The organism is Marinomonas ostreistagni, assembly GCF_016461785.1.
Classification (GTDB): Bacteria; Pseudomonadota; Gammaproteobacteria; order Pseudomonadales; family Marinomonadaceae; genus Marinomonas; species Marinomonas ostreistagni_A.
In genome coordinates, this window is the sequence record NZ_JAEMUH010000007.1 from 1 (window position 1) to 25,593 (window position 25,593).

Genomic DNA, 25,593 nt, shown 5'->3' on the forward strand with positions numbered 1-25,593 from the left:
TCCATGGCCCTGAAAGCAAAAAGCCCGCTACTTATACAAGTAGCGGGCTTTTAAAGTCCATGCCATACAGTTTAATTATAGGCCGTAAGACATTAATCGACTGTAACGTCGCTCTAGAAGCTCATCAGTTGAAAGGGCTTCTAGACGATCAAGAACTTCTAATACACCTTCTTTATAGCGCTCAGCCATAAGATTGTGATTGGTGTGCGCGCCACCAAGTGGTTCTTCAAGAATGGTATCCACAAAGCCAAGCTCTTTTAAACGATCTGCAGTAATACCCATTGCTTTCGCAGCGTCTGATGCACGCTCAGCACTCTTCCATAAGATGGAAGCACAACCTTCAGGAGAAATTACCGAGTAAGTTCCGTACTGAAGCATCATTAGCTCATCACAAACACCGATTGCTAATGCACCACCAGAACCACCTTCACCAATAACGGTAGAAATGATTGGGGTTTTAAGTCGAGACATAACAGCTAGGTTATAAGCAATCGCCTCACTTTGACCGCGTTCTTCAGCACCGATACCAGGATATGCCCCAGGAGTATCGATTAAAGTAACAATCGGCATTTTAAAACGCTCTGCTGTTTCCATCAATCGAAGTGCTTTGCGGTAGCCTTCTGGACGAGGCATACCAAAGTTACGCATGACCTTTTCTTTAACTTCACGTCCCTTTTGATGGCCAATTACCATTACTGGACGACCATCAATGCGAGCGACACCACCAACAATAGCACGATCATCAGCATAGTGACGATCTCCGTGCATTTCTTCGAAGTCAGTGAACACATGCTTAATATAATCTAGTGTATAAGGACGTTTAGGGTGACGTGCCAACTGAGATACTTCCCACGCGCCCAAGTTGCTGAAAAGGCTTTGCGTTAGAGTAATCTTTTTCTCTTCAAGTCGGCTGATCTCTTCACTAATGTTCAGATCATTATCGTTACCAACAAGACGTAACTCTTCAATTTTTTGTTCGAGCTCAGCAATTGGCTGCTCAAAAGGTAAGTAATCTAGATTCATTTTTTACACGCTGCTATTTAGTTGCCTGATTATTCTACAGAAAGTTCTAGCTTCGAACATCCCATCGCGCCGTTCCATTGACGATACGCGAGTGTAAGAATGATAAAATGGCGCTAAGTATACACTAACTGCACCTTTTGTTTACCGTATTGTTTTTGAAGTTCATGAATTAATTCGTCATCTGGTCGAATTTTCCATTGTGGTCCAAGTTTGACATCTCCTGTCGCTTGATTTGTCTCAAACCCAATTACTACATCACAACCATCACCCCGATAAGGAGCTATATGGTTTGCCAATGCATCAATATTTTGCTGTGTAACTTCTTCTTCCTGCCAATCAATACGTAATGCTTCAACATACCGAATGCGAGCTGTAGCCATATCCAATACATTGCGAGCGGATACTTTTTGTCCGCCGCGAAATTCATCGATACTAATTTCCCCTTCGACGACCACCACCTGATCTTTCACCAAGTACTGCTTTACGTTTTCAAACACATCAGTAAAGACTGCTACTTCAATTCGAGCAGATCTGTCATCTAAAGTAATAAAAGCAATGTTTCCACCACGTTTACTCTTAGTGATTCGCATCTCAACAATCAAACCCGCCATGACTTGAGTTTCACGCTTGGGCTGAAGATCAACAATTCGCTGACGAGCAAAACGACGAATCTCTTTTTCATAGTCGTCAATTGGGTGACCCGTTACATACAGTCCTAAAGTATCTTTCTCACCATCAAGACGCTTACGGCCATGCCATTCAGATACAATGCCAATTTCATCGTAAGCATTCTCAGTCGACTCCTCGACCGCAATACCAAACAAGTCCATCATCCCAGCATCTTCATTCTTAGCATTTTGATCTGCGCGTTTAAGTGCCTCATCAATACTGGCAAATAACGTCGCACGATTTGGCCCAACCGTATCAAATGCACCGGAGCGAACCAGCGCTTCCATCACACGCTTATTAACCTTACGACCAACACGTTCACAGAAATCAAAAATATGCTTAAAGGGCCCCTCTTTACGCGCCTCAACAATGGCTTCAATTGGACCTTCACCCACGCCTTTAATCGCACCTAATCCATACACAATGGCGCCTTTACGATTAACCGCAAACTTGTAGACTGACTCGTTAACATTCGGCAGATCCACGGTGAGGTTCATGGCACGACACTCTTCTACGAAAATAACGATTTTGTCAGTATTCTGCATATCGGCAGACAATACCGCCGCCATAAATGGCGCTGGGTAATGATGCTTCAACCAAGCAGTTTGATAAGATACCAAAGCGTACGCGGCAGAGTGGGATTTGTTGAAACCGTATCCCGCAAACTTCTCCATCAAATCAAAGATATTGCCCGATAGGTCCTTATCAATATTGTTCTTCGCAGCGCCTTCCATGAAGATCAAACGCTGCTCTTGCATAACCTCTGGTTTCTTCTTACCCATAGCACGACGAAGTAGATCGGCCCCACCGAGGGAAAACTTCGCTAACACCTGAGCGATTTGCATTACCTGTTCTTGGTACAAGATAATACCGTAAGTTGGTTCCAGCACAGGAATAAGGTCATCGTGTTGGTAATCTGGATGAGGAAAGGCAAGCTCAGCACGACCGTGCTTACGGTTAATAAAGTCATCCACCATGCCTGATCCTAACGGACCTGGACGGTAGAGAGCTACCAAGGCGATGATATCCTCAAAGCGAGAAGGCAATAGCTTCTTTATCAATTCTTTCATACCACGGGATTCAAGCTGGAATACCGCTGTAGTTTCTGCTCGCTGAAGGAGGTCAAATGTCGCTTTATCTTCTAAGTCAATCAGGGCAATATCTAGTGGATCTTTCCCTTCTCGGGCATGTATTTCATTGATGGTTTTTAACGCCCAGTCAACAACCGTAAGCGTTTTCAGACCCAAAAAGTCAAATTTAACTAAGCCTGCTTCCTCAACATCATTCTTATCATATTGTGTAACAAGGCCTGTCCCGTCTTCTTCACAATATAACGGCGCGAAATCCGTGAGCTTTGTTGGCGCTATTACGACACCACCAGCATGTTTACCAAAGTTACGTACCGTCCCCTCTAATGAGAACGCCATGTCCATGACTTCAGCGGCCGCTTCGTCACCTTCGATGAACTCAACCAAAGCCGGCTCCACTTCAAGCGCCTTTTTAAGGGTCATCCCGATTTCGAATGGAATCAACTTGGAGAGCTTGTCACCTAAGCTGTAAGATTTGCCCTGTACTCGCGCTACGTCTCGCACTACCGCCTTAGCGGCCATCTGTCCGAAAGTAATAATCTGAGAGACAGCATTTCGACCATAACGACGCGCCACATAATCGATTACTCGATCACGGTTGTCCATACAGAAGTCGATATCAAAGTCAGGCATGGAAACACGTTCGGGGTTCAAGAAACGTTCGAAAAGCAGATCATATTCAAGCGGATCTAGGTCCGTTATTTTCAAGGCATAGGCCACCAATGAGCCTGCACCAGAACCACGCCCAGGCCCCACTGGAATATCATTATCTTTTGACCATTGAATGAAATCCATCACGATCAAGAAGTAACCAGGAAAGCCCATCTGGTTAATAATATCCAGTTCGAAATTTAGGCGATCAATATATTCTTGGCGACGAGCGAGTATGCGCTCTCCGTCTTTTTTAACGAGGATCCCAAAGCGCTCTTCAAGCCCCTTATGGGATAGTTCGCGAAAATAATCTTCCATAGTCATTCCTTCCGGAACAGGAAAGTCCGGCAGGAAGTATTTACCCAATAGAACATCAACGTTACAACGCTTGGCTATTTCAACTGTATTTTCAATCGCTTCAGGCAGATCAGAAAACAGCTCAGCCATTTCTTCAGAGGATTTAAAGTACTGCTCTTCGGTATATTTATGCTCTCGTCGAGGATCTTCTAAGGTTACACCGTCGTAGATACAAACACGGGCCTCATGAGCTTCAAAATCCTCTCGTTTGATGAAACGAACGTCATTTGTTGCAACAACTGGACAGTTAAATTCAGCTGCGATTGGCACCATTGCATGGATATAGTCCTCTTCACCCGCTCTAAATGTTCGTACAACTTCAGCATAATAACGCCCAGGAAAAGTATCCATCCAACGTTTTAAGTAGTCCCGTGCTTCAACCTCATGCCCTTTTGCCAAAAGCACACCTACATCGCCATTTACACCACCAGAAAGCGCAATGACGTCCTCATTGTGTTCTGCCACCCACTCACGTTTGATGATCGGCCTACCTTCTACCTGGCCTAACTGGTATCCCTTAGAAATGACTTCGATGATATTTTTATAGCCAAGGTTCGACATCGCTAAAAGTGTCATTCGTGTACGCTGTTCGAGCAAGCCTTCTGCTTCAAGAACAATATCCGCACCACAAATAGGCTTAATACCTTTGTCCATCGCCCCTTTATAAAAGCGCACAAAGCCACATAGATTATTCTCATCAGACATCGCTACTGCTGGCATTTGCATTTTTTCAGCTTGCCCGATCAGACCTTTGATTTTGACCAAACCATCAACAAGGGAGAATTCTGTGTGGACTCTAAGGTGGATAAAGGAAGACATGGAGATTAACCTTCTAAAATTCGTTTAACTGGCCCAAAGCTACGACGATGGATGTCGCACACACCGTACTTTTGTATCGCTGCCAAGTGTACAGCGGTTGGATACCCCTTATGCTTTGCAAAATTATATTGTGGGTATTTCGCATCAAGGGCAACAATTTCTCGGTCACGCGTGACTTTTGCCAATATCGATGCTGCTGCGATTGCAGCATGACGCGCATCACCTTTCACAACCGCTTCGGCCGGACAAGATAATTCTTTGGGTATCCGGTTACCATCAATAAGTACGTGCTCCGCAGAAATTGGTAGCGAATCAATCGCTCGCTTCATCGCCAACATACTGGCATGAAGGATATTGATCTCATCAATTTCTGCAACGGACGCACGAGCGATACTAAACGCTAAGGCTTTTTGCTGAATTTCAGCGAATAGAGCTTCACGCTTTTTTTCAGATAATTTTTTTGAATCGTTTAAACCTACAATAGGCTTTTCAGGATCTAAAATTACTGCTGCGGCAACAACGTCACCCGCCAAGGGCCCACGACCAGCTTCATCAGCCCCTGCAATCAAATTGCCTTTATATTGCTCACTAATGAAAGGCTCTAATTCAGTCATGAGCTACCTCTAAAGCAATAGCACTTGCTGCAGCTTCGCCTGCATTTTTGCGCAACATTTTGTGTAACAATAAAAACGTTTCCTGCATTTGTGTGTCTTGTTCATAATCCTGCCACACAGATACTATCGTACTAGCAAGCTTCTCAGGTGTCGCGTCGTCTTGCAGTAACTCTGGCACTAAACGTTTTTTTGCCAGAAGATTGGGCAACGAAACGTAAGGTACTCTTATCATGCGTTTCATAATGGCATAGGTAAGCTTTGTAAACCGATACGCAACTACCATTGGACGTTTGACTAACATAGCTTCTAAAGCAGCGGTGCCGGATGCTAATAAAATCGCCTCACCTGCCGCCATCACATCACGAGATTGCCCATCAACCACTGTTGCCTGCACATTTTTTTCGAGCAAAATAGCCTCAATCTGTACTCGGCGTTCTTCATTTGCAGCAGGTACCACAAATTTGGCATTAGCGACTCTTTCCTGAATGAGTTTCATCGCCTCAGCAAATACAGGCATCAAACGACTCACTTCACCACCACGCGACCCTGGAAGAACCGCAAACCAATTCTCATTAGTAGAAATCCCTAATCGCTGTCTCGCCTGTAGTTTATCACTTGATAAGGGCACTTCATCAGCCAAAGTGTGGCCGACACAAACTGCTGGCACCTGATGCTCTTGGTAAATTTCCAGTTCAAATGGAAATAATGTCAACATTAAGTCGACCGATTCTTTGATTTTAAAGATGCGTTTCTGACGCCAAGCCCAAACAGAGGGACTAACATAGTGGATCGTTCTCACCCCCTTTTGGCGTAACTTACGCGCTAAAGGTAGATTAAAATCAGGCGAATCAATGCCAATAAACGCAGTAATGTCGTTTTCCAAGCAATGAGTTATCATCGCCTTGCGAATACTTAGCAGCTCTCGTAATCGACCTAATACCTCAACTAACCCCATCACAGACAAGCGTTCCATTGGAAAGTAGCTATGGAAACCTTTCTCAATCATTAATGGTCCACCAATCCCCTCAAAGACTGCGTCGGGAAAGCGCTGCTTTAAATGCTCAATTAAATTAGCTCCAAGAATATCCCCAGATGCCTCACCAGCAACAATGACAAATCGTTTTTGCATAAAATACAGTTTTCCTTCATAAAAAAACCCCGACTGAAATCGGGGTTCTTTTTGCAATCAGTCAAAGTACTAACGCACAATACCGCGATTAGATTGACGAATAGAGAGAACGAAGTCAGCTACTTCTTGAATTTTAGCGATGTCTGTCGCTTCAATTTCACTTAGAGCTTGCTCTAGCGGCATCCCCTTGATGTACACCATTTTATAAGCTGTACGTAGAGCTTTTATAACGTCAGCAGGAGTACCACGACGGCGCATACCTTCGAAATTCATACCGTGAGCTTTAGCAGGGTCACCGGAGACCATTACATAACGTGGCACATCTTTCGTTACCATTGAGCCCATACCACACATACTGTATGAGTTCACCTGACAAAATTGATGGATACCAGTGTAACCACCAAGAATCACCGAATCTCCAACCGTTACATGTCCAGCTAAAGCTGCATAGTTGGCAAGAATATTGTTATCACCGACGATACAATCATGACCTACATGGGTACTTGCCATAAATAGGTTACCGCTACCAATCTTTGTAATACCTTGATCTTGAACTGTACCCCTGTGAATCGTAGCATTTTCACGAATCACATTATGATCACCAATCTCAAGTTTGGTCGGTTCACCTTTATATTTTTTATCTTGATTCACTTCACCTACAGAGGCGAATTGGTAAATCTCATTATGCTTGCCAATGATGGTATGACCATTTAAAACAACATGAGATTTCAATTCAGTCCCTGCCCCAATTTGTACATCAGGTCCGACGATACAAAATGGGCCAATTTTCACATCACTGTCTAGTTCAGCTTTTGGGTCAACTATCGCAGTTGGATGTATCAACACTTAAAGTTTCCTGTCTGCACAAAGAATGGTAGAAGAACAAACAAGCTCACCTTCAACGGTTGCTTTAACCTCAAACTTCCATATACCACGACGCTCTGTCAAAATCTTTGCTTCTAATTGAAGACGATCACCAGGCACAACTGGACGCTTAAAGCGTGTGTTATCGGCTCCAACAAAATAATAAATAGAGCCATCTTGTGGAGTCTTATCCATCGTCTTGAAGCCAAGAATACCGGCTGCTTGTGCCATCGCTTCAATAATCAAAACACCAGGCATTACTGGATGATCTGGGAAGTGGCCATTAAAGAAAGGCTCATTTACCGTCACATTTTTGTACGCGACTATCGACTCACCACTTGTCAGTTCGACGACACGATCGACCAGTAGAAATGGGTAACGGTGAGGTAAGTAACGGCGAATTTCATTCACATCCATCATTTATGCATTAACCTTTTGTTAAAAGCGTATTAACTTGTTTTTCCAATTTAGAAATATGAGCAGCCATACTCTCAATTCTACGCAAACGAGCAGCAGATTTGCGCCACTTTGGAGTTGAGTCTATAGCTGTTCCTGAAGAGTACGATCCAGGTGTATCCAATGAGCGGGTCACTAAGCTCATAGCCGTAATATGAACATTGTCGGCCAACGTGATATGCCCAGCCAATCCTGCACCGCCAGCGATTGTACAATTTTTTCCAACCACTGAGCTTCCTGCAATGCCAACACAACCCGCAATCGCACTATTATCACCGATTACGACATTATGAGCAATTTGAACAAGGTTATCTATTTTAACACCATTACCAATGAGAGTGTCATGAATTGCACCGCAATCGATCGTAGTATTGGCACCAATTTCGACATTATTTCCGATTTGAACACTCCCTAGCTGATGGATTTTCACCCATTCACCAGCATTCGGTGCAAAACCAAAGCCATCGGCGCCAATCACTACCCCACTATGGAAAATGCAGCGACTACCGATTCTAACTCGGTCATAAAGCGTTACATTTGCAGCCAAACGGGTTTGTTGCCCCAACACAACATTTTCACCAATAAAAGAGCCCGCACCGATAATACAGCCATCGCCAATCTTTGCATGAGCCGAGATCGTAACATTAGGAGCAACAACAACACCCTTTCCGAGTACAACAGAATCATGAATTATTGCTGATGGATGAATGCTCGCTTCCCAGCCTTGCTCTTTTACTACAAATAGCTCACTAGCCCGGGCAAACGCCAAATAAGGGTTTCGCACAACAATTGCGTTTCTAACAAGGTCTACATCTGATTCATTTCGAAGGAGTACAGCACCTGCCTCAGATGAAGCAAGTACACTGGAAAGCTTAGGATTAGATAAGAAGCTCAGTTGATCAGCATTTGCATGCTCTAAGCTTCCTAAAGACGATACCATGTATTCAGGGTCGCCAAATAGCTCGCCGCCGACAACGGCGGCTATTTTAGAAAGGGGGTAACCCATTCACTATTTCTCTTTATTCAGTTTTTCAATCAACTCGGCAGTGATATCAACCGACTCGTTAGTAAAAATAGCAGCTTGACGTGAAATCACCGCATCAAGTTTTTTCTCTTTAATTAGCTCTTTTAAAGCGCTTTCGCCTTTTGGCGTTAAGTCTTTAATTAGCTGCTGCTCCATTTGCTGAGCTTTCTGCTGCATCGCTGCGACCATTTGACGCAACTGAGCTTGTTTTTGATTTATTTCTGCACGTCGTTTTTTTAAATCATCAGAGGATAGAGTCAGCTCATCCCTTTTTAAAGACTCAATCATGTCTTTAAGTGTTTTATTCTCTTGATCTAAACGCGCCTTCATCTGATCTACTTGCTCACGAGGTGCCTTGGCAGCCTCCTGACCAGCTTGGCTTTGTAGCAGCGCAGCTCTAAAATCCAACACAGCTATTTCAGATGCCAGTGCTTGCACACTAAACAAAGCAACAAAAGCAAAAGAGATAATTTTTTTCATAACATATCCTTAACAGATTAGAAGGTTGTACCTAATTGGAATTGGAACACATCAGTGTCATCCCCTTCTTTGTCATTCAAGGCTTTAGCGATATTGAACGATAACGGCGCTATTGGCGTAATCCACGTCCAGTTGAAACCTACACTGTAGCGAATCTCACCCGCATCAAAACCTTCTTCACAACTTGTACTACCCGAATAACAGTAGTCAGTAAACACATTACCAGCATCTAAGAAAATGGATGTACGAACGGAGCTATGATCCTCGACCATTGGCAATGGAAAAATAATTTCCGCCGTTGCCGCAACCAACATATTGCCACCAATGGAATCCGTTTCGGTATCGTCGTTATAAGTGTTACGAGGTCCCAATGAAGAAGCACTGAACCCACGAACTGTATATACACCGCCAGCATAATAGTTTTCAAAGAAAGGAAGACTATCCGTGTCGCCATAGCCAAAACCATAGCCTGCTCTGCCTTTCAAATGAAGCAGCCACAAATTATCTTCACTAATATTCCAATAACCTTGAGAAAGTGCACCAATCTTAGCGTACGTTTGATCGCCAACTGGGGTAGCCACATCCAATGTCACACGATGGCTCACACCACCAGTTGGTAAGAGTCCACCTATAATATCGTTGTCAGTCCAAACAACGTTTGCAATAACATCGTCAAAGGAATCACCGTACTCATCTAAGTAAGCTTGTGTTTCTAAGGAAGGGTTGGCACCTAGATCAACACCGGTATTTTTGACAGTGACACCAAAGCTTAAACGCTGAGTATCCGTTATTGGATAACCAAAGTTTACCGAAGCCCCAATTCGATCCAAATCATAGTCTTCTACATCATCCTCATCATGATCACTGACTTGATAGAAAAGACTGTAACCGCGGCTGACACCATCGACAGTGAAATAAGGGTTATCATACGAGAGAGTGTAATCTTGCGTTTGGTTCGTACGGCTCATGTTGAAAGCCAACTTATTACCCGTACCTAAAAAGTTACGCTTAGATACACCAAAGCCGAGAACTGTACCTTCAGACTGCGAATAACCAACACTGGCTTGAATACTCCCTGAAGGTTGCTCCTCCACAATGACGCTAAGATCTACCTGATCTACTGTTCCCGGTACAGGCTTAGTTTTTAAATCTACTTTTGAAAAGAACCCTAACCGCTCAATCGCTCGTTTAGATGATTGAATTTTAGTATGAGTGGCCAACGCCCCTTCAAACTGAGTCATCTCGCGGCGTAATACTTCGTCCTTTGTTTCAGAGTTACCACTGAAATTTATGCGTCGCACATAAACCTGTGGGCCAGGCGTAATATGATACGTCAGATCTACTTTATGGTCAGGCAATTTAGTAGGAATGATATTTACACCAGTAAATAAATAACCATCATCCCCCAACTCACTTGAAACAGCCTCCATTATCTCAGTTGTCTGTTTACGTGAGAAAACATCACCTGCTTTCTGATTAATGTGATTCCATATACGATCTTCTGAAATAGGTAAGGAACCACTTAGGGAAACATCGTTAATAGTATAAGAAGAGCCTTCATTGATATTAACGACTACGTAAACTTCACGCTTATCAGCAGAAACACTCACCTGATTGGAAATCAGTTCGTAATCCAAATAACCGCGATCCAAATAGAAGCTTCGTAATGTTTCTAAGTCCCCTTGAATCTTTTGTTTTGAGTACTCATCCGCTGAGCTAAAGGGGTTAAAGTAGCCCGTTTCTGCTGACTGAAAGTTGTCCGTTAACTCTTCGTCTGAGAAGTTTTTATTACCCACAATATTAATATGGACGATTTTAGCGGTGACGCCTTCCTCAATATTAATATTAAGAGCAACTCGGTTACGCGGTAACTCTTCAACGTCCATTTTTACTTGAGCACTGTAGCGGCCTAGGGCGTAGTATTGACGCTGTAACTCTTGTTGAATCTGATTTAAAGTCTCTGGCTTGTATAACTCACCTTCCTCTAAGCCAGACAAACGAAGACCTCTTTGCAAGTCCTCTGTAGAAATCATGTCATTACCTTCAAGCTCGATACGGCCAATTGTTGGCCTCTCTACCACCTTGAAAATCACCACATCATCTTCTTCAAAGACATCTATATCACTGAAATATCCTGTTGCAAAAAGATTACTAACGGCCTCATGAACACGAGAAGAATCGTATCCTTGTCCTTGCTGAAAACCTATCGTTTCAAATGCACGAGTCGGGGACATCTGTAGCAACCCATCGACACGCACATCAGCCACTGTCTTCGCATAACTTTGAGCACTACAAATCGCTAACACTGATGCTACAAAGACTTTCACATATACCTCTCTACAAGCGGGCAATATCATTAAACAAAGCTACGGCCATCATCGCGAACAAAATTGACGCGCCGAAGCGATAAGCAAGGCCTTGAATTCGTTCAGAAACTGGCTTTCGTCGAGCAGCTTCTATACCAAAAAACAACAAATGCCCACCATCTAACATTGGGATTGGAAGTAAATTCAATACACCTAGACTTACACTTAAGTAAGCCATAAATTTAAGAAAAGACTGCACTCCAGAATCAGCCGATGCACTGGCCACCTTGGCAATCGTAATAGGCCCCGAGAGATTATCAAGAGAAATTAAACCTTGAATCATTTTACCGATCGATGAGACAGTCAAAGCAGTCATTTTCCAAGTTTGCTCGACGCCATAAGCAACCGCCCCAAATAAACCAAACTCTCGAGTACGTAAATCTTCTTGTGACAAAATAGGCGGCTGCACTGCCAAGCCAGCATAGCCTACTGCTACGCCATTAACATCACGAGAAGCAGGCGTTAAATACAACGTCTTAAGTTGCCCAGACCGCTCAACAGTCACATCTAATTCAACAGAAGGACTTTTTTGCACCCAAACAACGAAGGACTGCCAGTCTGGTACATCATCTGTATTGACTTGAAGAACAATATCGCCGATTTCAAAACCTGCTTGTTGGGCCGCACCACCATCAACCACCTCAGCAATACTAGGCACAACCGTCGGACGCCAAGGGACCACACCGAACTGAGTAATCAAATTACTTGGTTCACCACCGACTAACCAACGATCTAGTTCAAAGTCACTCTCTTCTTCAATACTGCTATTTTCTGGCAGATAACGAACACTATAACGACCGCTTTTACCTATCAAGTCTGCTAACGCTAAATTTACTTCTTCCCATGATTGTGTACGAACACCATTCAGTCGTGTAATTTCTGCCCCATTTTCGATTTGGGTTTGGGCCAAAGGAGAGTTCGCTATAACTGAATCCACTTTGGGAGCAACTGACTGAATACCCATCCCTGCAACTAATCCATAGATAGCAATGGCTAAAATAAAGTTTGCAATCGGGCCCGCGGCAACAATCGCAATTCTTTGCCAAACAGTCTTATAGTTAAAAGCTTGGCTCTTTAGCGCGTTGGGAACATCGTTCTCTCGACCATCAAGCATTCGAACATAGCCGCCAAGCGGAATCATTGCTAACGTAAATTCAGTACCTGACTTTGCAGTATATTTATAAATCGGCTTACCAAAACCTACAGAGAAACGAAGCACCTTAACGCCACACAAACGCGCTACAAAATAGTGCCCAAACTCATGGAAAGTTATTAACACCCCTAACGCAATAATGATAGATAAGGCATTTTGAATCATTTTAAGAAAACTCCGAAGCAATCAATTGTTGTGCGAGAGTTCGAGCCCGCTCATCAGACTCAAACACCACATCAAGATCATTGACAGCTTTAATGTCTGAGCGTTCAAGAACCCGCTGATTAAGTCGAGCAATATCTAAGAATGAAATTTTTTCGTCTAAAAATGCTGCGACAGCTACTTCATTTGCAGCATTAAGACACGCCATTGCCGTACCACCCAAATACCAAGCCTCACTAGCTAACCGAAGATTAGGAAAACGTTCCAAGTCAGGCTCTTCAAAATTTAGTTGCGCTACTTTAAAAAGATCCAATGACTCCACGCCGGCTTCGATACGATCCGGCCAAGTCATACCATAGGCGATCGGTATTTTCATATCTGGATTGCCCATTTGAGCAATCACAGAACCGTCCTTATAAGACACCATGGAGTGAATTATGCTCTCAGGGTGTACCACAACTTGCACATCAGCGGGTGTCACATCAAACAGCCAACAAGCCTCAATCAGCTCCAGACCTTTGTTCATTAAGCTTGCTGAGTCAACAGAGATTTTTCGCCCCATTGACCAATTTGGATGCGCACAGGCTTGCGAAGGTGTTACATCTAACATTTGCTCAGCAGAAAAGCTTCGAAAAGGCCCACCGGATGCGGTTAAGAGAATCTTGTCAACATCACGCTTGCTAACTCCCGCTAGCGTTTGCGGCAAGCACTGGAAAATCGCATTATGCTCACTATCAATCGGCATAAGCGTCACATCGTGATTTGCCACCTCTTCCATGAAAAGCCGACCAGCCGTAACTAAACTCTCTTTATTGGCCAACAAAACGCGCTTACCAGCACGAATAGCCGCAAGAGTCGGACGGAGACCAGCAAACCCCATAATTGCTGCCATAACTTGGTCACAATTGTCGCTTGCAATGTCCTCCATAGCTTCACTTCCGAACTCAAACTCGATATCTAAATCAGCGCACAAAGCCGCCAACTCATCACGAGCCTGCTTCGACCCCATTACTGCTCGCTCAGGCTCAAATTGGCGACAAATGTCTGCCATTCGCTCAACATTTTTGTTTGCAGCAACACTGCTAAGCTTATAACGTTCTGGATATTGGCTTATAACGTCTAGTGTGCTGCGACCAATTGAGCCCGTCGCTCCAAGAAGGCAAATTCTCTGTATCATACCCAACCCGCAAAGCTCAGTAACAAGACATAAATTGGAGCTGCCGATGTTAAACTATCCACCCTATCCATCACGCCACCATGGCCTGGTATTAGCTGGCTTGAGTCTTTTAAGGACTCATGACGTTTAAATAAACTTTCTGTAAGGTCACCAAGCACAGAAGTAAAAACCGTAACCACGGAAATACCAGCCAACAAAACCCAGCTTAAGAGGGAAAAGTCGTTATAATAGGCGAATGTAGCAACACCTATTTGAGTCAGTACAACACCGCCAACAACACCTTCCCATGACTTACCAGGGGAGACGCTCGGAGCTAATTTACGTTTACCAAAGGCTTTTCCTGAAAAGTAAGCACCGGAGTCAGCTCCCCATATCAACCCCATTAACAACAAAAGCCAAACAATGAACTCACTAGACTCTCGTAGTACAACCATTGCCGACCAAGTGGTCATTAAAACCAAAAGGCCAAACACAACTCGAGCAAACCGAGACTGCCACAACCTTTCCTTTGGGTAACAAACTACCCAAGACAGAGCCATAAACCATAAAATAGGCGCAATCCAAAGAACATCTTTTTGCAAATCAAAGATAGCAACTCCGAAACAAAGAGTGCCAACCAAGCCAGCAAAAGCAAGACGCCCCTGTTGACGAGTAATGCCTGACAATCGTGCCCATTCCCATGCCGCCAGAAGAACCACTAGCCCAATCGCAATCTGAAAACCTTGAGCACCCAACACAAATACGGCATACACAAAAAGTAGGCCCATAATTAATGCACTTATAATTCTAGGTAAAAGCATAATTACTACCGCCCACCATATCGGCGTTGGCGCTGCTGATAAGTCGCCAAAGCCTCCTCAAAATGATCACCACTAAAGTCAGGCCACAACACTGGCATAAAAATGAATTCAGCATATGCCAGCTGCCATAAAAGAAAGTTACTAACGCGCTCTTCTCCAGAGGTTCGGATAATTAGATCCAACTCGGGCAACCCAGCTAAGCAAGTAAACTGTCCCAAGCTCTCTTCGGATATGTCATCAATCTCCATTTCACCAGCAGAGACTTTTCTGGCAAGCTCTTTCGCAGCCTGAGCAATATCCCAGCGCCCACCGTAATTTGCAGCGATGGCCAAGACCATCCCGTTGTTTTCCGCTGTAGCCTGTTCGGCTATGTGTATTTGATCTTGAAGACTCTTGCTGAAACCACTTTTATCACCCACTACCACTAATTTAATAGAGTGTTGATTGAGTCGTTTTGCTTCTTTCTTAAGAGAGCGCATAAAAAGCCCCATCAAACCATCAACTTCAGCTTGAGGACGCTTCCAATTTTCACTTGAAAAAGCAAACAAGGTCAAAACCTTTACACCACTGCGCGCGGCTGTTTCAACTGTTTTTCGGACAGCTGCAGCTCCCGCTCGATGACCGGCGATACTGGGTAAATGCTTCTTTTTTGCCCAGCGATTATTGCCATCCATAATAATAGCAACGTGAGCAGGAACGGATTGGCCATCAGAAGCCAACGTTTGGTTCGACATAGAATTACCTAGTCAGAAAAAAGGCAGGTGCATACCTGCCTTTTTTATTTAGATTTCCATTAGATCTTTTTCTTTCGCAGACAAACGCTCTTCAATTTGAGCAATGTACTTATCTGTTACTTTTTGAACTTGATCTTGACCACGACGCTCGTCGTCTTCTGAAATCTCTTTCTCTTTCACTAGGTCTTTTAAGCTGTTATTTGCATCACGACGAATATTACGAATAGCAATACGGCCGTTCTCAGCTTCAGATTTCGCCTGTTTAAAGTAGTTACCTCGAGTCTCTTCCGTAAGAGCAGGCAAAGGAATACGAATTAAGTTACCTGTTGTAGAAGGGTTCAAACCCAAATCAGACTTCAAAATTGCTTTTTCAATCTCAGGAACCATGTTGCCTTCCCAAGGAGAAATCCCCAAAGTTCGAGCATCTTCTACCGTGATATTTGCCACTTGGCTAAGAGGCGTATCGCTACCGTAGTAGTTAACCTTAATTGGATCTAAAAGGCTTGGGTGCGCACGACCTGTACGAATTTTTTTAAACGCATTATCAACTGCTACAACAGCCTTACCCATGCGCTCTTCAGCATCTTTTAAAATCTCGTTAATCATTATTTCCTCACTTAATAACGGTACCTTCGTCGCCACCGGTCATGATATTAATCAGAGCGCCTGGCTTATTCATGTTAAATACTCGAACTGGCATTTGATGGTCGCGAGTAAGACAGATAGCAGTTAAATCCATGACACCTAACTGTTTTTCCAAAACTTCATCGTAGCTTAATGTAACATATTTCACTGCATTTTGATCCTTCATTGGATCAGCAGAGTACACACCGTCTACTTTGGTTGCTTTCAGAACCACATCCGCGTCAATTTCGATACCGCGCAAACATGCGGCAGAGTCTGTCGTAAAGAACGGATTACCAGTACCAGCGGAGAAAATCACAACATCGCCATCTTTGAGGTGACGCATTGCACGACGACGATCATACGGCTCTACGATCCCAGTCATTGTAATAGCAGACATAACGCGGGTAGAGATATTTGCACGCTCTAACGCATCACGCATTGCTAACGCATTCATAACCGTTGCCAGCATACCCATATGGTCACCAGTCACCCGATCCATACCAGCTTGACTAAGCGCCTGACCGCGGAATAAGTTACCTCCACCGATAACAATCCCGACTTCCACACCGATCCCGCGAAGCTGACCAATCTCTAGTGCAATACGGCTTAGTACTTTTGGGTCAATACCAAAGGTCTCATCGCCTTGTAGCGCTTCGCCACTTAATTTCAACAAAATGCGTTTGTATTTTGGATTCGTTTCTTTAGGCATTTAGAACCTCCGGTAATGGTGAGAAGTAATTATTGAGGCGAATACAACGCTACCTCAATAGGCTATTCATAAAAAGGGGCAGTCTAGCTGCCCCTTATCATACTCAAAACTTTTAGCGATTAGCCTTTAAGTTGAGCAGCAACCTCAGCAGCGAAGTCTGTTTCTTCAACTTCGATACCTTCACCTACTTCGATACGAACGAAAGAAGTAACTGTTGCGCCAGCGTCTTTCGCTAGTTGGCCAACTTTAACTTCTGGGTTCTTAACGAATGGCTGGTCATTTAGGCTGTTTTCAGCCAAGAATTTCTTAATACGACCACCGATCATTTTGTCAACGATCTCAGCAGGCTTACCAGCCATATCTGGCTGAGCACGGATGATCTCTTCTTCTTTAGCAAGAACTTCTGCCGGCATGTCTTCACCACGAACAACACGTGGGTTAACAGCCGTTACGTGCATCGCAACGTCTTTAGCAAGCTCTTCGCTACCACCTTCTAGCTGAACTAGAGAAGCGATCTGACCGTTGCTGTGTAGGTAACCTGCAACCAAACCACCTTCAACAACTACTGCGCGACGTGGAGTGATGTTTTCACCGATTTTCTGTACAAGCGCTTCGCGAGCTTCTAGCATTTCACCAGAGATCACAGCAGCCATGTCAGTTTCTTTTGATGCAAAAACAGCGTCAGCAACTTTATTAGCGAAAGCAAGGAAGCCTTCGTCACGTGCTGCAAAGTCAGTTTCAGAGTTAACTTCAACCAATACACCGTAAGAGTTATCATCAGCAACTTTCATGATGATAGTACCTTCGGCAGCAGTACGACCAGCTTTCTTAGCTGCTTTCATACCACTAGATTTACGTAGCTCTTCGATCGCTACTTCAATGTCGCCACCAGCTGCAGTTAGAGCTTTTTTACACTCCATCATGCCTAGGCCAGTACGTTCACGTAGTTCTTTTACCATTGCTGCAGATACTGCGGCCATGTCAATTCCCCTTGTACGATAACAAAATTTAAAAAAAAGGAGAGAGCTCACTCTCTCCCTTTTATAAAAACAAACTCGTTAGAGCCGTCTATTACGCTTCAGTAGCTTCGCTTACTTCAACAAACTCGTCAGCACTACCAGCTGCTGCCGCACGACCTTCTAGAGATGCGTCAGCGAATGCAGAAACGTACAACTGAACTGCACGGATTGCGTCGTCGTTTGCAGGAATTACGTAATCAACACCATCAGGATCGCTGTTAGTATCAACGATACCGATAACAGGGATACCAAGCTTGTTAGCTTCTTTAATCGCAATACGCTCGTGATCAACGTCAATTACGAAAAGAACGTCAGGAAGACCGCCCATGTCCTTGATACCACCTAGAGAACGCTCTAGCTTTTCAAGTTCACGAGAACGCATTAGCGCTTCTTTCTTAGTTAGCTTTTCGAAAGTACCATCGTTTTGCTGACCTTCAAGATCACGTAGACGCTTGATAGAAGCGCGAATCGTTTTGTAGTTAGTCAACATACCACCTAACCAACGGTGGTTAACGTATGGCATACCAGCGCGAGACGCTTGCTCAGCAACTGTTTTAGATGCAGCGCGCTTAGTACCTACGAACAAAACTTTGTTTTTGTTCTCAGCCATTTTTTTAACTAGCTCAAGAGCTTCGTTAAGAGCTGGCACTGTGTGCTCAAGATTGATGATATGGATCTTGTTACGAGCACCAAAAATGAAAGGCTTCATTTTTGGGTTCCAGTAACGAGTTTGGTGACCAAAGTGTGAACCAACCTGAAGCAGGTCGCGCATAGAAACTGTAGGCATTTTACTATCCTTCAAATTTTGGGTTAAGTTAACTTGTTAGCCCTAGCCACTCAGCCGTATGAAATTTAAAGCAATTTCAGGCACCCCAGAGTGTCTATTTTTAAGTAGGCAACAAGGTCGTTAGATTGAATAAATTTAGCTTACACTTCACAAAGAAGCTAAAGCGGGCGTTTTATACCACAAAACTGCATTATACAAAAGCAGTTAATCCTTGCTCTTTTATTCAATGTTCATGTTTTTTTCTAAAGTCAGGGCGAATAACATGAGCAAGTCATGTAGAATATTGTCATTCTCAGATTATTAAAGTTTCAAGACAGTTTTATTATGAGCAACGAAATTCTACAGAAAGTAAAAGAACTAACAAAAAACGGCCGCACTGAAGTCCCTCACTGGACTCCTCGCACTGCTGCTACTCGCTTTACCGACATCAGTGATATTGAAGGCATGCGCATTGCTGGAAAGCTAGCAGGCGAAGTACTTACTATGCTAGAGCCGTTTGTTGTACCTGGCGTTACCACTGATGAACTGGATATCATTGCGCACAACTACATTGTCAATGAACAGGGGGCGATCCCTGCACCGTTAAACTACCACGGCTTTCCTAAATCTTGTTGCACATCTGTAAACGATGTTATCTGCCACGGCATTCCCAACGACAAAGCGCTCAAAAAGGGTGATATCGTTAATATCGATATCACCATCATTAAAGATGGCTACTACGGTGATACGAGCAAGATGTTCTTTGCAGGCCCTGCTCTACCCCATGCTGAGCGCTTATGCAAAATCACTCAAGAAAGCCTTTATCTAGCCATCAAAATGGTTAAACCGGGCGTTCGTTTAGGCGATATTGGTGCTGCAATTTCTGATTTCGCACACAAAAACCACTACTCAATTGTTGAAGAGTACTGTGGACACGGTATTGGAACCACCTTTCATGGAGAGCCTCAAGTTGCTCACTACGGTCGCCCAGGAACCGGCGTCATTCTGGAAGAAGGCATGACCTTTACTATCGAACCAATGGTTAATGCTGGTAAAAAACAGGTTAAGCACACTGGTCCAGATAACTGGATCGCAAAAACCAAAGACGGTCGTTTATCCGCCCAATACGAACACACCTTAATGGTTACTGCTGAAGGAGTAGAAATACTTACCTTACGCCCAGATGACAACATTTCTCTGTAACGAAAGTATTTCTAACGAAGAGGCCTGACATGGACTTTCCTGCTTTTCCTGATGCACCACCTTTGTTTAGTGATAATGAAAAAGAAATATTGGCGTCCACAAAAACCAATGCCAAACACTTTCGAGAGCTCATCACTGAAAAGACAAAGGCTTACAATGATCTTTTCCATGATCTTTATCCCATCGAGAAGCTTGTAAAAGGGTTATCAGGCCTCTATGACGAGGTCATGAGCGCAGCATGGATACGTGCGGGCTTACATAAAGCCTCGTCAGTCGCAATGATCGCTGTAGGTGGCTACGGACGCAGTGAACTTCACCCTAAGTCAGACATTGATCTACTTATATTATTGAAGGACGACTGCGCGCCCCCCACTGAAGAGATAGAAGCGTTTATCACATTCCTTTGGGATCTCAAGCTGGATGTTGGTCATGCAGTTCGCACCATTACAGAATGCGCAGAGCTAGCCGCAAGTGACATCACAGTGATCACCAACCTTATCGAATCTAGAACTTTATTCGGTGATTCTGAGCTTCTAGCAAACCTTAAGTTAAAGATCGATGTGAACCACATGTGGGACGGCCAATCTTTTTATCGTGCAAAGCTAGCCGAGCAAAAAGAACGCCATGCCAAGTATCAAAACACAGCATACAACCTAGAGCCGAACCTAAAAGAATGCCCTGGCGGCCTTCGCGATATGCAAGTCATTGACTGGGTAGCAAAACGCCACCTGCATACCCATCGCCTTAGCGCATTGATCGAAAAACAATTTCTGTCAGAAGATGAATACACCCAAATCAAGGGTGCCGTTTCTCATCTTTGGCGTATTCGCTGGGCCCTTCATACCATCGTAGGACGAAAAGAAGACCGTCTGCTGTTTGATCACCAACGTACATTAGCTAAAGAATTTGGCTTTGATGATGAAGACTTGAAACGCAATGTCGAACGCTTCATGCAAGGTTATTACCAAAGTGTTGCAGCAATCCAGCAACTTAACGACTTGTTATTACAACATTTTGAAGAGTCTTTTTTAAGCCTAGAACCTACTCCAAGCATTGAGACCATTAATGAGCGCTTTCAAATAACCAATGGTCAGCTAGAAGTACGTGATAGCGAAACGTTCACCAAAACGCCATCTGCAATGCTAGAAATGTATAAAATCATGGGCGAGCGTGGAGATATTACTGGCATTAGAGCCAATACAATGCGCGCTCTTAGGGATAACCTTGATATGGTGGATGAGTCTTATCGTAATGACCCAGTAAATACCGCCCTATTTCTCGACATTGTAGCCAGCCGCTACCGCATGACAAGCGTTCTACGCTCAATGAAGCATATTGGACTTTTAGGTCGCTACCTACCAGAATTCGGCGCCATTATTGGCCAAATGCAGCATGACCTTTTCCATATTTACACTGTCGATGCTCACACCTTACAACTCGTCGAAAACCTGCGCCGCTTTTGGTTACCTGAAAGTCGCTCATTATTCCCTATTTCCTCTCAGGCGATTCGTCACGTTGCCAAAGTCGAGCTACTTTATATTGCGGGGCTTTACCACGACATAGCAAAAGGACGAGGTGGAGATCATTCGGAACTTGGCTGTGTGGACGCAAGGGACTTCTGTGAAAGACATGGGTTAAGCAAACATGAAACAGAGTTAATTGAGTGGCTAGTTCGACATCACTTATTAATGTCGGTCACTGCACAACGTAAGGACATTTCTGACCCTGAGGTAATCTGGGAATTCGCCAGCATTGTTAAAAATCAGGAGCGGCTGGACTACCTTTTCTTACTGACCGTAGCGGACATAAACGCGACCAACCCGACTATGTGGAATAGCTGGAGAGCATCTCTAATGCGACAGCTGTACCTAGAAACAAAACGCGCTCTACGCCGTGGATTAGACTCCCCGATTGATGCCGATATGCAAAGCGATGAACATAAACAACGTGCGCTAGAGATACTGATCGAGCGTAATGTTGACATTATGGAAGCTGAAAAAATCTGGGACGATATCGAAGATGAATACTTCATTCGCTCAAATGGCGAGGAAATCGCTTGGAACACAGAAGCGATTCTACTTCATCGCCCAAGCACCAAACCATTGGTTGCCATTAGCCCTCTTGGTGGACGAAACTTCTCAGGAGCCAGCAAGGTTTTCATTTATACACCTATAGCTAGTCACCTATTTGCTGTCACTGCCGCATTGTTTGAACAAATGGGGCTAAATATTTTAGATGCAAAAATCAGCACCACAACAGACAATTACAGCCTCGATACGTTTGTTGTAATGGATAGCTCTGAAAGCAATGATGTGAATTTGCACCTTGATCATGAGCGTATTGAACTCATGAAAAAAACCCTAATTGAGCAACTTGATTCACCTTCATTGTACGAAAGTGTGATTAAGCGTTTTACACCTAGACACTTAAAAATATTTAACGCGCCTTCTACGGTTCAATTTGTTAGTCAACCTGAAGAAGTGTGGTCTGCTTTAGAGGTCACAGCTCCGGACCGCCCTGGCCTACTCGCACTTATAGGCCAATTCTTTATGGAGCATGACCTGATGCTGCATAAAGCTAAGATTGCTACGCTGGGCGAGCGAGTAGAAGACACCTTCTACATTACCGAAGAGAATGGTGATTTAATCGCAGATAGCGTACGAATGATGCACATTTGTGAAGCCCTAAAAAACAGTATTGACCGTTTTTCTCAAGCTACGGAACACTAAATTACATGAACCCCCTGATCCATTCTTTACACCCATACCCATTTCAGAAGCTTGCTGATCTGCTTACTTCTGTCACACCTAACGCTGACTTACCATTGATTAAGTTAACCATTGGCGAGCCACAACACGATGCTCCAAGCATCGTGCTAGAAACTCTTAAAAATGCATTGGATGGCGTGTCAAAGTACCCATTGACGAAAGGGGAGAGCAGCCTTCGTGAAGCCATCTCTAGCTGGGCCATTAAACGTTTCAACTTGAACGAGCTAAACGCAGATACGCAAGTACTACCTGTAACCGGTACAAGGGAAGCACTGTTTGCCATTACTCAGGCCCTAGTCGGTGAGAAGCAAAGCCCTCTAGTAGTGAGTCCGAATCCGTTCTACCAAATTTACGAGGGCGCTGGAATACTTGCTGGTGCTGAGCTGCATTACTTACCATGTGATGCAGAAAATCAATACAAAATCGACTATCAAGCAGTTTCTGAGGACGTGTGGGCACGCTGTGAAGTGCTATTCGTTTGCTCTCCTAACAATCCTGCAGGCTCAGTAACGACACTAGACGAATACCGTTTCCTACTCGAAAAAGCCAAGCAATTCAATTTTGCCATCATTGCCGATGAATGTTACTCGGAGATTTATTTTGAAGAGAAACCACTTGGACTACTGGACGCCTGCGTGCAGCTTGGCAATGACGATTACGACAATTGCCTAATCTTCCAATCGCTATCAAAGCGCTCAAACCTACCTGGACTTCGTTCAGGGTTTGTTGCTGGGGACGCAAAACTGCTTAAGCCATTTTTGCAATACCGTACTTACCATGGCTGCGCGATGCCTCTTCATCATCAAATGGCTTCCATCACAGCATGGAACGATGAAGAGCATGTTGCCAATAACCGCGAAATTTATGGCCGTAAATTTGATCAAGTATTAGAGATTCTCACACCTGTTATGGCTGTCGAGAAACCAGAAGCTGGTTTTTATCTGTGGCCCAAACTGCCGATGAGCGATGAGGATTTCTGCATCAAACTTTACCAAGAAGAATCTGTTTTAGTTCTTCCTGGTAGTTACCTTGGTCGCGAAGTAAACGGCCGAAACCCTGGGCAAAACCATGTCCGCATGGCTCTTGTCGCGGAAGAATCTGAATGCGTTGAAGCTGCTCAGCGCATTGCACGTTTTATGAAAAAACACCAAAACCTTTAATATCTATTTTTAGGAGCACTTACTCTAATGAGCGACTCTACTTTTGCAATTGGCCTTGGCATTGGCACACAAAACAAAGAAGGTACTTGGTTAGAAGTTTTCTACCCATCGCCACTTGTTTCTCCAGAGCAAAGCATCATTGCTGCAGTGAAAGAAAGCACCAACTACGAAGGTGGCAACGCTACACTAGTACTAGACGAAAGCGACCTAAACCGTCTGCACCTTGCTTTACTTAAAGCTGGCCACATTGAATTAGCGGAACGTGCATCACGCCTTAAGCCTTCTTCACAGCCAGTAGTTCTTTGTGTATTAGACACAGATGAAGCGCCAGCTAACCCAGCTGAAGTGTACTTGAAACTACAGCTAATCTCACATCGCCAAGTTCAACCACACAACACTAAACTTGACGGCATGTTTGGCCTTCTAGTGAATACTGCATGGACCAGCGAAGGCCCTATCGATGTACGTGAATTGGCTGATCGTCAACTAAGCGCTCGCATGGAAGGCCGTACTATCGAGGTATTCAGTGTAGACAAGTTCCCTAAAATGGCGAACTTCGTCGTACCTACAGGCGTTCGTATCGGTGATGCAGCTCGCATTCGTCTTGGTGCTCACCTTGGTGAAGGCACAACAGTTATGCACGAAGGCTTCGTAAACTTCAACGCAGGTACTCTAGGTACTAGCATGGTTGAAGGTCGTATTTCTGCGGGCGTTGTTGTGGGTAACGGCTCTGACCTTGGCGGTGGCTGTTCAACAATGGGCACACTTTCTGGTGGCGGTAACATCGTGATCGCAGTGGGTGAAGAATGTCTAATTGGTGCAAACGCTGGTATCGGCATCGGTCTTGGTGATCGCTGTACAGTGGAGTCAGGCCTTTACATTACTGCTGGCTCTAAGGTTGCGGTACTAGATGAAAACAACGAAGTCGTTTCTGTTGTTAAAGCTCGTGAGCTATCTGGTCAGTCTGATCTTCTATTCCGTCGTAACTCAGAAACAGGTGCGATCGAATGTAAGACAAACAAAACAGCGATTGCTCTAAACGAAGCACTACACGCACACAACTAATACCATTAGTTCATACCAATGGCGAAGCTCTTGTAAGAGCTTCGCCATTCTTTTGACTAAAGAGAAGCATGGCGAATAATAGGACTAGAACATGACTACTATTTACGGCATCAAAAACTGTGACACCATGAAGAAAGCATTTCGCTGGCTTGATGAACGCAATATTGAGTATACCTTTCATGATTACCGTAAAGACGGCTTAGATCGAGAGTTACTAACTCGCTGGATCGAGCAACTTGGCTGGGAAGCGATTGTAAATAAACGCGGAACCACTTGGCGAAAGCTAACACCAGAAACGCAAGCCGCTATGAGCGATCAGACAGCAGTAGAAGTATTACTTGAGCAACCAGCCATCATTAAACGGCCACTGCTTGATCACAATCAGTCTCTAACTCTAGGCTTTAAAGAAGCTGACTACAACGCTATCTTTAAACAATAACCTTATTCAGTAATCACCGGAATATAATAAGCTCTCTCAGATGTATTCGGGGCGTCTGAACGATGAACTGGGTAGGCTTTAGGTGCCATATTCGTAGGTCGATCAGAAGTAACAACAGGAACATAATATGCTTCCTGAGTGAGGGACTTTGACCCGCCAAGCAATGAGCATCCGGCCAACAAACACGCTAGCAAGCCAAGCAAACTGAATTTCATTATGTCATCCTTATCAGGCTCTGAGATACTTGGTAAGGTAACCAAACATGTTGCAA

At 44.1% G+C, this 25,593-nt stretch carries 23 protein-coding genes; 5 read left to right on the plus strand and 18 right to left on the minus strand.

Annotation, left to right across the window (positions count from 1 at the left end):
- Nucleotides 1-75 precede the first annotated feature (75 nt).
- The 17 genes from accA to rpsB all read right to left on the minus strand — a co-directional run bounded on the left by accA (nucleotide 76) and on the right by rpsB (nucleotide 18,708).
- Entirely contained in the window at nucleotides 76-1,023 is a 948-nt protein-coding gene (gene accA, locus JHD44_RS08290) for an acetyl-CoA carboxylase carboxyl transferase subunit alpha (RefSeq protein ID WP_199462292.1), read from the minus strand.
- Nucleotides 1,024-1,136: 113 nt separating this feature from the next.
- Entirely contained in the window at nucleotides 1,137-4,607 is a 3,471-nt protein-coding gene (dnaE, locus tag JHD44_RS08295; RefSeq protein WP_199462293.1) for a DNA polymerase III subunit alpha, read from the minus strand.
- A gap of 5 nt (nucleotides 4,608-4,612) precedes the next feature.
- Complete coding sequence (gene rnhB / locus JHD44_RS08300; protein WP_199462294.1) at nucleotides 4,613-5,221, minus strand: ribonuclease HII; 609 nt, start codon at nucleotides 5,219-5,221, stop codon at nucleotides 4,613-4,615.
- Nucleotides 5,214-6,350, minus strand: a complete 1,137-nt coding sequence (gene lpxB / locus JHD44_RS08305; protein ID WP_199462295.1) for a lipid-A-disaccharide synthase — start codon at nucleotides 6,348-6,350, stop codon at nucleotides 5,214-5,216. The genes rnhB and lpxB overlap by 8 nt, the downstream gene beginning before the upstream one ends.
- 69 nt (nucleotides 6,351-6,419) lie before the next feature.
- Complete coding sequence (gene lpxA / locus JHD44_RS08310) at nucleotides 6,420-7,196, minus strand: acyl-ACP--UDP-N-acetylglucosamine O-acyltransferase (RefSeq protein ID WP_199462296.1); 777 nt, start codon at nucleotides 7,194-7,196, stop codon at nucleotides 6,420-6,422.
- Nucleotides 7,197-7,634, minus strand: a complete 438-nt coding sequence (fabZ, locus tag JHD44_RS08315; RefSeq protein ID WP_199462297.1) for a 3-hydroxyacyl-ACP dehydratase FabZ — start codon at nucleotides 7,632-7,634, stop codon at nucleotides 7,197-7,199. It lies immediately after the preceding gene.
- A 7-nt stretch (nucleotides 7,635-7,641) separates the two neighbouring features.
- The gene (gene lpxD / locus JHD44_RS08320; RefSeq protein ID WP_199462298.1) at nucleotides 7,642-8,676 is read right to left on the minus strand and encodes a UDP-3-O-(3-hydroxymyristoyl)glucosamine N-acyltransferase; all 1,035 of its coding nucleotides are present in this window, start codon (nucleotides 8,674-8,676) and stop codon (nucleotides 7,642-7,644) included.
- A 3-nt stretch (nucleotides 8,677-8,679) separates the two neighbouring features.
- Nucleotides 8,680-9,174, minus strand: a complete 495-nt coding sequence (locus JHD44_RS08325; protein ID WP_199462299.1) for an OmpH family outer membrane protein — start codon at nucleotides 9,172-9,174, stop codon at nucleotides 8,680-8,682.
- A gap of 17 nt (nucleotides 9,175-9,191) precedes the next feature.
- Nucleotides 9,192-11,501 (minus strand): outer membrane protein assembly factor BamA, encoded by a 2,310-nt coding sequence (bamA, locus tag JHD44_RS08330; protein ID WP_325097063.1) that lies wholly within the window; start codon nucleotides 11,499-11,501, stop codon nucleotides 9,192-9,194.
- A gap of 10 nt (nucleotides 11,502-11,511) precedes the next feature.
- Entirely contained in the window at nucleotides 11,512-12,858 is a 1,347-nt protein-coding gene (rseP, locus tag JHD44_RS08335) for an RIP metalloprotease RseP (protein ID WP_199462301.1), read from the minus strand.
- Between the two features lies 1 nt (nucleotide 12,859).
- Nucleotides 12,860-14,032 (minus strand): 1-deoxy-D-xylulose-5-phosphate reductoisomerase, encoded by a 1,173-nt coding sequence (gene ispC / locus JHD44_RS08340; protein WP_199462302.1) that lies wholly within the window; start codon nucleotides 14,030-14,032, stop codon nucleotides 12,860-12,862.
- Nucleotides 14,029-14,832: a phosphatidate cytidylyltransferase gene (locus JHD44_RS08345; RefSeq protein ID WP_199462303.1), complete on the minus strand. Its 804-nt coding sequence runs from the start codon at nucleotides 14,830-14,832 to the stop codon at nucleotides 14,029-14,031. The genes ispC and JHD44_RS08345 overlap by 4 nt, the downstream gene beginning before the upstream one ends.
- A 5-nt stretch (nucleotides 14,833-14,837) precedes the next feature.
- Nucleotides 14,838-15,566 carry a polyprenyl diphosphate synthase gene (gene uppS / locus JHD44_RS08350; RefSeq protein ID WP_199462304.1) on the minus strand — a complete coding sequence of 243 codons (729 nt, stop codon included), beginning with the start codon at nucleotides 15,564-15,566 and terminating at the stop codon, nucleotides 14,838-14,840.
- Between the two features lie 48 nt (nucleotides 15,567-15,614).
- Entirely contained in the window at nucleotides 15,615-16,172 is a 558-nt protein-coding gene (frr, locus tag JHD44_RS08355) for a ribosome recycling factor (protein WP_199462305.1), read from the minus strand.
- A 7-nt stretch (nucleotides 16,173-16,179) separates the two neighbouring features.
- Nucleotides 16,180-16,902: a UMP kinase gene (gene pyrH, locus JHD44_RS08360; protein WP_199462306.1), complete on the minus strand. Its 723-nt coding sequence runs from the start codon at nucleotides 16,900-16,902 to the stop codon at nucleotides 16,180-16,182.
- Between the two features lie 119 nt (nucleotides 16,903-17,021).
- Entirely contained in the window at nucleotides 17,022-17,882 is an 861-nt protein-coding gene (gene tsf / locus JHD44_RS08365) for a translation elongation factor Ts (RefSeq protein ID WP_199462307.1), read from the minus strand.
- A 91-nt stretch (nucleotides 17,883-17,973) separates the two neighbouring features.
- A complete protein-coding gene (gene rpsB / locus JHD44_RS08370) occupies nucleotides 17,974-18,708 on the minus strand; it encodes a 30S ribosomal protein S2 (protein ID WP_199462308.1) in 735 nt (244 codons plus the stop codon).
- Nucleotides 18,709-19,032: 324 nt separating this feature from the next.
- On the opposite strand from rpsB, the gene map reads away from it, so the two are divergent.
- The 5 genes from map (at nucleotide 19,033) to JHD44_RS08395 (ending at nucleotide 25,322) form a co-directional block, all read left to right on the plus strand.
- Entirely contained in the window at nucleotides 19,033-19,890 is an 858-nt protein-coding gene (map, locus tag JHD44_RS08375; protein ID WP_199462309.1) for a type I methionyl aminopeptidase, read from the plus strand.
- Between the two features lie 29 nt (nucleotides 19,891-19,919).
- A complete protein-coding gene (gene glnD, locus JHD44_RS08380) occupies nucleotides 19,920-22,619 on the plus strand; it encodes a [protein-PII] uridylyltransferase (protein ID WP_199462310.1) in 2,700 nt (899 codons plus the stop codon).
- Nucleotides 22,620-22,624: 5 nt separating this feature from the next.
- Nucleotides 22,625-23,818 carry a succinyldiaminopimelate transaminase gene (dapC, locus tag JHD44_RS08385; protein ID WP_199462311.1) on the plus strand — a complete coding sequence of 398 codons (1,194 nt, stop codon included), beginning with the start codon at nucleotides 22,625-22,627 and terminating at the stop codon, nucleotides 23,816-23,818.
- Nucleotides 23,819-23,845: 27 nt separating this feature from the next.
- Nucleotides 23,846-24,883 carry a 2,3,4,5-tetrahydropyridine-2,6-dicarboxylate N-succinyltransferase gene (gene dapD / locus JHD44_RS08390; RefSeq protein ID WP_199462312.1) on the plus strand — a complete coding sequence of 346 codons (1,038 nt, stop codon included), beginning with the start codon at nucleotides 23,846-23,848 and terminating at the stop codon, nucleotides 24,881-24,883.
- 91 nt (nucleotides 24,884-24,974) lie between these two features.
- Nucleotides 24,975-25,322, plus strand: a complete 348-nt coding sequence (locus tag JHD44_RS08395; RefSeq protein WP_199462313.1) for an ArsC family reductase — start codon at nucleotides 24,975-24,977, stop codon at nucleotides 25,320-25,322.
- A gap of 2 nt (nucleotides 25,323-25,324) precedes the next feature.
- Here JHD44_RS08395 and JHD44_RS08400 read toward each other — a convergent pair whose 3' ends face one another.
- Nucleotides 25,325-25,537, minus strand: a complete 213-nt coding sequence (locus tag JHD44_RS08400; RefSeq protein ID WP_199462314.1) for a hypothetical protein — start codon at nucleotides 25,535-25,537, stop codon at nucleotides 25,325-25,327.
- Between the last annotated feature and the right edge of the window lie 56 nt (nucleotides 25,538-25,593).

Coding starts and splice junctions, on each gene's coding strand:
- dapD (WP_199462312.1), top strand. CDS start 23,846: ATGAGCGACTCTACTTTTGCAATTGGCCTTGGCATTGGCACACAAAAC.
- accA (WP_199462292.1), bottom strand. CDS start 1,023: ATGAATCTAGATTACTTACCTTTTGAGCAGCCAATTGCTGAGCTCGAA.
- rnhB (WP_199462294.1), bottom strand. CDS start 5,221: ATGACTGAATTAGAGCCTTTCATTAGTGAGCAATATAAAGGCAATTTG.
- rpsB (WP_199462308.1), bottom strand. CDS start 18,708: ATGCCTACAGTTTCTATGCGCGACCTGCTTCAGGTTGGTTCACACTTT.
- frr (WP_199462305.1), bottom strand. CDS start 16,172: ATGATTAACGAGATTTTAAAAGATGCTGAAGAGCGCATGGGTAAGGCT.
- map (WP_199462309.1), top strand. CDS start 19,033: ATGAGCAACGAAATTCTACAGAAAGTAAAAGAACTAACAAAAAACGGC.
- fabZ (WP_199462297.1), bottom strand. CDS start 7,634: ATGATGGATGTGAATGAAATTCGCCGTTACTTACCTCACCGTTACCCA.
- lpxB (WP_199462295.1), bottom strand. CDS start 6,350: ATGCAAAAACGATTTGTCATTGTTGCTGGTGAGGCATCTGGGGATATT.
- JHD44_RS08400 (WP_199462314.1), bottom strand. CDS start 25,537: ATGAAATTCAGTTTGCTTGGCTTGCTAGCGTGTTTGTTGGCCGGATGC.
- glnD (WP_199462310.1), top strand. CDS start 19,920: ATGGACTTTCCTGCTTTTCCTGATGCACCACCTTTGTTTAGTGATAAT.
- JHD44_RS08345 (WP_199462303.1), bottom strand. CDS start 14,832: ATGCTTTTACCTAGAATTATAAGTGCATTAATTATGGGCCTACTTTTT.
- ispC (WP_199462302.1), bottom strand. CDS start 14,032: ATGATACAGAGAATTTGCCTTCTTGGAGCGACGGGCTCAATTGGTCGC.
- tsf (WP_199462307.1), bottom strand. CDS start 17,882: ATGGCCGCAGTATCTGCAGCAATGGTAAAAGAACTACGTGAACGTACT.
- rseP (WP_199462301.1), bottom strand. CDS start 12,858: ATGATTCAAAATGCCTTATCTATCATTATTGCGTTAGGGGTGTTAATA.
- JHD44_RS08325 (WP_199462299.1), bottom strand. CDS start 9,174: ATGAAAAAAATTATCTCTTTTGCTTTTGTTGCTTTGTTTAGTGTGCAA.
- pyrH (WP_199462306.1), bottom strand. CDS start 16,902: ATGCCTAAAGAAACGAATCCAAAATACAAACGCATTTTGTTGAAATTA.
- uppS (WP_199462304.1), bottom strand. CDS start 15,566: ATGTCGAACCAAACGTTGGCTTCTGATGGCCAATCCGTTCCTGCTCAC.
- JHD44_RS08395 (WP_199462313.1), top strand. CDS start 24,975: ATGACTACTATTTACGGCATCAAAAACTGTGACACCATGAAGAAAGCA.
- dnaE (WP_199462293.1), bottom strand. CDS start 4,607: ATGTCTTCCTTTATCCACCTTAGAGTCCACACAGAATTCTCCCTTGTT.
- lpxD (WP_199462298.1), bottom strand. CDS start 8,676: ATGGGTTACCCCCTTTCTAAAATAGCCGCCGTTGTCGGCGGCGAGCTA.
- dapC (WP_199462311.1), top strand. CDS start 22,625: ATGAACCCCCTGATCCATTCTTTACACCCATACCCATTTCAGAAGCTT.